The 8,645-nt window shown below is 66.9% G+C and carries 5 protein-coding genes and 1 pseudogene; 4 read left to right on the forward strand and 2 right to left on the reverse strand.

The genetic code is table 11. The features are described from left to right. Positions 1 to 33: 33 nt before the first annotated feature. Positions 34 to 891, reverse strand: a complete 858-nt coding sequence (locus VXD91_RS04895) for a PAC2 family protein (RefSeq protein ID WP_346414815.1) — start codon at positions 889 to 891, stop codon at positions 34 to 36. Positions 892 to 1,155: 264 nt separating this feature from the next. Here VXD91_RS04895 and metH point away from each other — a divergent pair, with 264 nt between their 5' ends. The 4 genes from metH to VXD91_RS04915 all read left to right on the forward strand — a co-directional run bounded on the left by metH (position 1,156) and on the right by VXD91_RS04915 (position 8,318). After that, on the forward strand, positions 1,156 to 4,920 hold the full coding sequence (gene metH, locus VXD91_RS04900) for a methionine synthase (RefSeq protein ID WP_346414810.1): 3,765 nt from the start codon (positions 1,156 to 1,158) through the stop codon (positions 4,918 to 4,920). Positions 4,921 to 4,925: 5 nt separating this feature from the next. Continuing rightward, positions 4,926 to 5,591, forward strand: coding sequence for an HAD family phosphatase (locus VXD91_RS04905; protein ID WP_346414812.1), 666 nt, complete (start codon positions 4,926 to 4,928; stop codon positions 5,589 to 5,591). 78 nt (positions 5,592 to 5,669) lie between these two features. Continuing rightward, positions 5,670 to 7,124 carry a sugar porter family MFS transporter gene (locus tag VXD91_RS04910; RefSeq protein WP_346414813.1) on the forward strand — a complete coding sequence of 485 codons (1,455 nt, stop codon included), beginning with the start codon at positions 5,670 to 5,672 and terminating at the stop codon, positions 7,122 to 7,124. Between the two features lie 222 nt (positions 7,125 to 7,346). Beyond that, on the forward strand, positions 7,347 to 8,318 hold the full coding sequence (locus VXD91_RS04915; protein WP_346414814.1) for a hypothetical protein: 972 nt from the start codon (positions 7,347 to 7,349) through the stop codon (positions 8,316 to 8,318). A 136-nt stretch (positions 8,319 to 8,454) separates the two neighbouring features. Here the strand turns inward: VXD91_RS04915 and VXD91_RS04920 are convergent. Next, a pseudogene (locus VXD91_RS04920) lies at positions 8,455 to 8,645 on the reverse strand (HNH endonuclease); the annotation flags it as partial.

The raw sequence follows: 8,645 nt of genomic DNA on the forward strand, positions 1-8,645 counted from the left end.
AGGGGACTTGTTCGCGGGTTGACCTTGGCCGGGCTACCGGCCGCGGCGCTTGAGGTACCGCTCGAACTCCGCGGCCAGGGCGTCGCCGTCGATCTTGCCGAGCGCCTCGTTCATGTCGACCTCGGCGTCGCCGCGTTCCTCGAGCGACTGCACGTACTCGGCGATCTCCTCGTCGTCGGCCGTCATCTCGGTGACCGACTGTTCCCACTCCTCGGCCTGCGCCGGTAGGTCGCCCAGCGGCACCTCGACGTCCAGCGCGTCCTCGACCCGGCGCAGCAGCGCGACGGTGGCCTTGGGGCAGGGCGGCTGTGACACGTAGTGGGGAACTGCCGCCCAGAACGTGACGGCCGGAATACCGGCCTGCACGCAGGCATCCTGGAACACCCCGGCGATACCGGTCGGGCCTTCGTAGCGGGTCTCTTCGAGCCCGAAGAACTTGGCCGAGTCGGCCGAGTACGCCGCACCGGACACCGGCACCGGACGGGTGTGCGGCGTGTCGGCGAGCAGCGCGCCCAGGATGACGACGGTCTGCACGTTCAGCTTGTCCAGGATCGCCAGCAGCTCGGCGCAGAAGGTGCGCCAGCGCATGTTCGGTTCGACGCCGTGCATCAGCACCACATCGCGGTCGGAACCCGGTGGGCGGCAGTGGGAGATGCTCATCGACGGCCACACCAGCTCGCGGGTGACGCCGTCGACCTGGCGGATCACGGGGCGATTCACCTGGTAGTCGTAGTAGCTCTCATCGTCGATCTCGACGAGGGCCCGCGCCTCCCACATGGCATCGAGGTGTTCGAGGGCGTCACTGGCGGCGTCTCCGGCGTCATTCCACCCCTCGAACGCCGCGACGACGACGGCATCGTGCAGTTCGGGCAGGTCAAGTCCCTGGGGCAGGGGCCGGTCGGACGGGCTCACAACGCCAGCGTAAGCCCTTCGCGGCGCCCGCGAGCGCTACCCCTGGGCGGGTCGGGCCGGCAAACCGGTTTGGTGGCTCCACCTACCATGGTGAGGTGACTGCACTGGACAAACGACTGTCCAACGTGGGCGTCCGAACGTCTGTCAGCTGACGACGTAGACTCTTTGGCGTCGAGAGGCGTTGCAACGGATCCGGGTTTCCGGTGTCCGCCACGCTCGGCAGAGTTAAGGACGCCTTCCGCAATGGAAGGAACGTATGTGACTGCCGCCCCGGTGAAAACCTTCGTGCCGAACATCCGCCCGGACTGCACCGATGAACTCACGGCTGCGCTGGGCCGGCGGATCATGGTCATCGACGGCGCGATGGGCACGGCGATCCAGCGTGACCGGCCCGACGAGGCCGGCTACCGCGGCGAGCGCTTCAAGGACTGGCCGAGCGATCTGGTCGGCAACAACGATCTGCTCACCCTGACGCAGCCGCACATCATCGAGGGCATCCACCGCGAGTACCTCGAGGCGGGCGCCGACATCCTCGAGACCAACACGTTCAACGCGAACGCGGTCTCGCTCGCCGACTACGGCATGGAGGAATTCGCCTACGAGCTGAACTACGCCGGCGCCGCCCTGGCCCGTCAGGCCGCCGACGAATTCAGTACCCCGGAGAAGCCGCGCTACGTCGCCGGCGCCCTCGGGCCGACGACGCGCACCGCGTCGATCTCGCCCGACGTCAACGATCCGGGAGCCCGCAACGTCTCCTACGACCAGCTGGTCGCCGCGTACCTCGAAGCCGCCAATGGCCTCGTCGACGGCGGCTCCGACATCCTGATCATCGAGACGATCTTCGACTCGCTCAACGCCAAGGCCGCGGTGTTCGCCGTCGAGACGCTGTTCGAGGAACGGGGCCGTCGCTGGCCGTTGATCATCTCCGGCACCATCACCGACGCGTCGGGCCGCACGTTGTCCGGTCAGGTCACCGAGGCGTTCTGGAATGCGATCCGGCACGCCAAGCCGCTCGCGGTCGGCCTCAACTGCGCCCTCGGCGCGCCCGAGATGCGGCCGTACATCGCCGAGGTGGCGCGCATCGCCGACACCTTCGTCTCCTGCTACCCAAATGCGGGTCTACCCAACGCTTTTGGCGAGTATGACGAGTCCCCGGAGCGTCAGGCCGGCTACATCGAGGAGTTCGCCGAGGCCGGTCTGGTCAACCTGGTCGGCGGGTGCTGCGGCACCGCGCCGCCGCACATCGCCGAGATCGCCAAGGTCGTCGAGGGCAAGGCGCCCCGCGAGCTGCCGGAGATCCCGGTGGCGACCCGGCTGTCAGGGCTCGAGCCGCTCAACATCACCGAAGACTCCCTCTTCGTGAACATCGGTGAGCGCACCAACATCACCGGTTCCGCCCGGTTCCGCAACCTCATCAAGGCCGAGGACTACGACACCGCGCTGTCGGTCGCGCTGCAGCAGGTCGAGGTCGGTGCGCAGGTCATCGACATCAACATGGACGAGGGCATGATCGACGGCGTTGCCGCGATGGACCGCTTCACCAAGCTGATCGCGGCCGAGCCCGACATCAGCCGCGTGCCGGTGATGATCGACTCCTCCAAGTGGGAGGTCATCGAGGCGGGCCTGAAGAACGTGCAGGGCAAGCCGATCGTCAACTCGATCTCCATGAAGGAGGGCGAGGAGAAGTTCATCCGCGAGGCGCGGCTGTGCCGTAAGTACGGCGCGGCCGTCGTCGTGATGGCCTTCGACGAGCAGGGCCAGGCCGACAACCTGGAGCGCCGCAAGGAGATTTGTGGACGCGCGTACCGGATTCTGACCGAGGAGGTCGGCTTCCCGGCCGAGGACATCATCTTCGACCCGAACTGCTTCGCGCTGGCAACCGGTATCGAGGAGCACGCGACCTACGGCATCGACTTCATCGAGGCCTGCGCGTGGATCAAGGAGAACCTGCCCGGGGTCCACATCTCGGGCGGCATCTCGAACGTGTCGTTCTCGTTCCGCGGTAACAATCCGGTCCGCGAGGCAATCCACGCGGTGTTCCTGTTCCACGCCATCAAGGCGGGCCTGGACATGGGCATCGTCAACGCCGGCGCTCTGGTGCCGTACGACGAGATCGACCCCGAGCTGCGGGACCGCATCGAAGACGTCGTGCTGAACCGGCGGGAGGACGCGGCCGAGCGGCTGCTGGAGATCGCCGAACGGTTCAACACCAAGGGCAAGGAAGAGGACCCGGTCGCGGCGCAGTGGCGCAGCCTGCCGGTCCGCGAGCGCATCACGCACGCCCTCGTCAAGGGCATCGACGCCCACGTCGACGACGACACCGAGGAACTGCGCGCCGAGATCGCCGCCGCCGGCGGGCGGCCCATCGAGGTGATCGAGGGCCCGCTGATGGACGGCATGAACGTCGTCGGCGACCTGTTCGGGGCCGGCAAGATGTTCCTGCCCCAGGTCGTGAAATCGGCCCGCGTGATGAAGAAAGCCGTGGCGTACCTGTTGCCGTTCATCGAGGCGGAGAAAGAGCAGAACGGAACCGCAGCGGCGAAGGACACCAACGGCACCATCGTGATGGCGACCGTCAAGGGCGACGTCCACGACATCGGCAAGAACATCGTCGGAGTTGTGCTGCAGTGCAACAACTTCGAAGTGATCGACCTCGGTGTGATGGTGCCGGCCCAGAAGATCCTGGACGCCGCCAAGGCGCACAACGCCGACATCATCGGCCTGTCCGGCCTGATCACGCCGTCGCTCGACGAGATGGTGAACTTCGCCGTCGAGATGGAGCGCGAGGGCCTGGAGATTCCGCTGCTGATCGGTGGCGCGACGACGTCGCGCGCCCACACCGCCGTGAAGATCTCGCCGCGCCGCAGCGGTCCCGTGGTCTGGGTCAAGGACGCGTCCCGCTCGGTCCCCGTCGCGGCGGCGCTGCTCGACGACAAGCAGCGTCCGGCCCTGATGGAGGCCACGGAGAAGGACTACGCGGCCCTTCGGGAACGGCACTCGCAGAAGAACGAGCGGCCCATGCTGACGCTCGAGAAGGCGCGTGCCAACCGCACGCCCATCGAGTGGGACGGCTACACGCCGCCGGTGCCCGCTGGCGGGACGGGAGTACGAGAATTTCTCGACTACGACCTGGCCGAGCTGCGCGAGTACATCGACTGGCAGCCGTTCTTCAACGCCTGGGAGATGAAGGGCAAGTTCCCCGACATCCTCAACAACCCGGCGTCGGGCGAGGCTGCCCGCAAGTTGTACGACGACGCCCAGGAGATGCTCGACACCCTGATCAAGGAGAAGTGGCTGCGCGCCAACGGCGTGATCGGTTTCTTCCCGGCCAACGCCGTCGGCGACGACATCGAGGTCTACACCGACGAGACCCGCACCGAGGTGCTCACCACACTGCACAACCTGCGTCAGCAGGGCGAGCACCGCGATGGCATCCCCAACAAGTCGCTGGGTGACTTCATCGCGCCAAAGGACACGGGTCTGGCCGACTACGTCGGCGCCTTCGCGGTCACCGCGGGGCTCGGCAGCCAGGACAAGATCATGGAGTTCAAGGCCGCCCTCGACGACTACAGCGCCATCCTGCTGGAGTCGGTCGCCGACCGGCTGGCGGAGGCGTTCGCCGAACGGATGCACCAGCGGGTGCGCGAGGAGTTCTGGGGATACCGGCCCGATGAGCAGCTCGACAACGAGGCGCTCATCGGCGAGAAGTACGTCGGCATCCGACCGGCGCCCGGCTACCCGGCCTGCCCCGAGCACACCGAGAAGACGACGCTGTTCTCGTTGCTCGACGTCACCGAGCGGACCGGCATCGAGCTCACCGAGTCGATGGCGATGTGGCCCGGCGCCGCCGTCAGCGGCTGGTACTTCTCGCACCCGCAGTCGCAGTACTTCGTGGTCGGCCGCTTGGCCCAGGACCAGGTCGCCGACTACGCGCGGCGCAAGGGCTGGACCTTGAAGGAAGCCGAGCGCTGGCTCGCGCCCAACCTCGGCTACAACCCGGAGGACTGAAGTAGATGTTCAAAGCTGTCCTGTTCGACATGGACGGCACGCTCGTCGACTCCGAAAAACTGTGGGACGTCGCGATGCATGCCTTTTACGCCGAAAAGGGCGGGGTGCTGACCGACGCCGTGCGCGAGACGACGGTGGGCGGCTCGGCGGAGAACGTCATGCGGATCGTCTACGACGACCTCGGCCTGGACCCGACGCCGGAGTCCATGGCCGAGTCCGCGGACTGGCTGCACGACTACACCGGTGAGCTGTTCGAGCAGGGGCTGCCCTGGCGGCCGGGCGCGCAGGAGTTGCTGGAGACGTTGGCCGCCAGCGACATTCCGCTGGCGCTGGTGACCAACACCAGGCGCACCTTGACCGAACAAGCACTGAAAACCATTGGTAGCCATTACTTCACGGTCACGGTCTGTGGCGACGAGGTGCCCGACGGTAAGCCGCACCCGGCGCCGTACCTGCGGGCCGCTGAACTGCTCGGCGTTGCGGCGGAGGACTGCCTGGCCATCGAGGATTCGGTGACTGGTGCGCAGTCGGCCGATGCCGCGGGTTGCGTCGTGCTCGTCGTCCCCAACGATGTCGAGGTGCCCGACGGGCCACGCCGCCGGCACATCGAGTCGCTGGCCGGCCTCGGGGTCGCGGACCTGCGTGACATCTACACCGAAATGTGTTCGTAGCCGCCGGTTCTGGTCCTGTGGCGCGGCCTGCTGTGCAATTGTTGACGCACCCCACGCAGCGTTGCGAAAGGACGTCCGATGTCCCATGGCCCGATCGGTGACGACACAACGGCGATCTTCGATGACGAGGAGTTCGACTCCGGTCGCAGTGCGGTGCGCATAGCGTCGGTGGCGGCGCTCGGCGGTCTGCTGTTCGGCTATGACAGCGCCGTCATCAACGGTGCGGTGAAGTCCATCCAGCAGTACTTCGAGATCGACGACCAGTCACTGGGAATTGCCGTCGCCTCGGCACTGCTCGGTGCGGCAGTCGGCGCCGTGACGGCCGGACGGCTGGCCGACCGGATCGGCCGCCTCTCCGTCATGAAGCTGGCTGCGCTGCTGTTTCTGATCAGCGCGATCGGTGCCGGGCTGGCGTGGAACATCTGGGTGCTCGTGGCGTTCCGGGTCGTCGGTGGTCTCGGCGTCGGCATCGCGTCGGTGATCGCGCCCGCCTACATCGCCGAAACCTCACCGGCGAGCATTCGAGGTCGGCTCGGGTCGTTGCAGCAGTTGGCCATCGTCAGCGGCATCTTTCTGTCACTGGCTGTCGATGCGCTGCTGGCGCATCTGGCCGGTGGCGCGAGCAACATGCTGTGGCTGGGTCTGGAGGCCTGGCGCTGGATGTTCATCCTGATGGCCGTCCCCGCTACCGTGTACGGTCTGTTGGCCTTCACCATTCCCGAGTCGCCGCGTTATCTGGTTGCCACACACCGGATTCCGGAAGCGCGCAAGGTGCTCACCACGTTGCTGGGGGAGAAGAACCTCGAGATCACGATCGGTCGCATCCAGCAGACGCTCGAAGCCGAAGAGAAGCCCACGTGGCGCGACATGTGCAAGCCCGGCGGCGGACCGCTGAGCCTCTACGGCATCGTCTGGGTCGGTTTGGCGCTGTCGGTGTTCCAGCAGTTCGTCGGTATCAACGTGATCTTCTACTACTCGAACGTGCTGTGGGAGGCTGTCGGTTTCGACGAGAGCTCGTCGTTCCTGATCACCGTCATCACCTCGGTGGTGAACATCCTGACGACGGTCATCGCGATCATGCTGATCGACAAGATCGGCCGCAAGCCGCTGCTGCTCATCGGCTCGGCCGGCATGACGCTGACGCTGGCCACCATGGCGGTCATCTTCGGTACCGCCCCGCAGGTGAACGGGGTGCCCCAGCTCAGCGGCGTCGAGGGGCCCGTTGCCCTCATCGCGGCGAACCTGTTCGTGGTCGCGTTCGGCATGTCGTGGGGACCGGTGGTGTGGGTGCTGCTGGGCGAGATGTTCCCCAACCGCATCCGGGCCGCGGCATTGGGTCTGGCCGCGGCCGGCCAGTGGGTCGCCAACTGGGCCATCACCGTCACCTTCCCCGAACTGCGCAGCATGCTCGGCGTCGCATACGGCTTCTACGCGCTGTGCGCGTTCCTGTCGCTGGTGTTCGTCGCCAAGTGGGTTCGCGAGACCAAAGGTGTTGCGCTGGAGGATATGCACGCCGAGCTGTTGGCAAAGTGAGGCCGCTGGCTGCCTGGCTGCAGTGACTGGCTGACTTCCGCGACTGACTGAATTCAGCCGCGCGCCCCGGAATCTCCGTCAGATGGCTGATGCCCATCCGTATTGACGTGCGAGATAATTATCGGCGGTGAGCGTTGGTGCTGCCGCGGTTCTGACGCTCCTTCGTGGAAGGGGTGCGCAATGGTCAACACCGGCTCTCGTTGTGTGGCTCGCCTGAACGGTGTGGCTCGTCTGAACGTCGGTGTCGCGGTGGCCACGGCCGCAGTCGTGGTGATCGGCTTTGTGGGCGCGGCCCCGCCGGTGCGTGATTCGCATGTCGCCAGTGCCGTCCGGGTAGTGGCTGTGAATACGTCGAATATATTGCTCGCGGCGCAATGGGCCGCGCTGGACCACTTCCTGGCCACCCACGCCGACTTTGTGGCGACCGCAGGGCGGGCCGGGGCCGATCGCAGCTTTGGTGCTGTAGCCGCGATAACACCGACGACTGGATCTGGCACGGTGCCAACATCTGTGGCGGGATCCAGCACGGCGCCAATGCCTCTGGCGGCGACGGCCCTACCCGCTCCGCAGCCGGCCGGCGCCGTCGCCGTCATCGAGCAGGCGATCGTGTCCGCGCTGTCGACGGCGTTCCTGACGTTGGCCCAGCCGCTGGTCAGTACGCCCCAGTTGGCCGCGATCTTCGGCCCGTTCGTCTTCTTCGGCGTCATCCTGTACGGCTTGGTCGTGGGTGTGCCGCTCACGATTTTCAACTCCATCGCTGCCCCGATCCTCAACTTGTTGCCGTTCTCGGCGGTGCCGGCACCCGTCTCGGCGACGCCCACGCCGACTGCAGCCGTGTCGACCGGGCCCCTCGCGCCCACCGTGACTGTCTCCGACCCGGTGACGCGATCTCCCAAGGCGACCCATAAGGGCCGGGCCTTGCCGACGTCGCGCACACCGAAGGGCGGGGTGGCGACTCCGGATGCGACCGGTGACGACGTGGCGGGGCAGCTCAAGTCGACGGCACGACAGGCGGTGCCGCACAGGCCGGTGACGGCTGCCAGCCAGTCCCAGGATCGGAATGTCGGCGGCCAGGATGCTGGATCGCAGGCGGGCGTTCCGAAGGGCGCCGGTAAAGCGGGGGCGTCGCCTTCGCGTAGCTCGAAGCTGGGCCACGGCAGCCGGTCGGTTCGCGGTGACAAGGGCAACTCCTAGGCGCGGTTGAGGCTCGGCGTCGACGTCGATGTAGGCGTCGGCGGCTCTCGGGCGTGGTGGCTCTTTTTCGGCCCGTAGCGCCGCGGCGCGTGCGGCACTGCCGACGCGGCATGGGATGCCGTGGCGAGGTGCCCGATTAGCTTGCGGGCCTGTCACTTTCGCCATCGGCGTCCTCACCTTCGGTCGGGTAGAGCGTGGGGTGGTGGTAGTGGTTGGTTCGGGGTTGGCCGACGTCGAGCAGGGGTGGTGGGGTCCAGTGGGTTCTGCCGTGGGGGCCCATGGTGGTGGTCCAGCCGCCGGTGTCGGCCAGGCGGTTGTCGCGGCCGC

The organism is Mycobacterium sp. SM3041, assembly GCF_039668335.1.
Classification (GTDB): domain Bacteria; phylum Actinomycetota; class Actinomycetes; order Mycobacteriales; family Mycobacteriaceae; genus Mycobacterium.